The following is a 383-nucleotide window of genomic DNA, read 5'->3' as shown; positions in this document are numbered from 1 at the left end:
TCGGAAATCCAGGGGTGCTATCCCACTTCTATTGGGCTTGCTTTAACTCCCGCTTTAATAAATAAAATAATCGAAAAAGAAGATATAATAATCGATTCAAAATCGGGAGCCACTGGAGCGGGAAGAGAGCTTACTTTGAATACTCATTTTGCCGAATGCAACGAAGCTTTTGCTCCTTATAAAATCGCGGAACATCGTCATACTCCAGAAATCGAGCAGACTTTATCGAATATATACGGCGAAGATATTAAAATTACTTTCGTTCCTCATTTGCTTGCGCTTAATAGAGGAATTTTGTCGACTATATACGCAAAGTTAAAAGATAAAAATTCTTTGGAAAATATTTTTAATTTGTATAAAGAATTTTATAAGGATTCAAAATT

1 protein-coding gene is annotated in these 383 nt (G+C 34.2%); it reads left to right on the top strand.

Annotated elements, in window-relative coordinates:
- A partial coding sequence (locus EZH24_RS13575; RefSeq protein ID WP_272897913.1) for an Asd/ArgC dimerization domain-containing protein occupies positions 1 to 383 on the top strand: 383 nt, incomplete at both ends.

Source organism: Brachyspira catarrhinii, assembly GCF_005518285.1.
GTDB lineage: Bacteria > Spirochaetota > Brachyspiria > Brachyspirales > Brachyspiraceae > Brachyspira > Brachyspira catarrhinii.
Note: the sequence above shows the minus strand (reverse complement) of the source record. Positions and strands in the feature narration are given on the sequence as shown.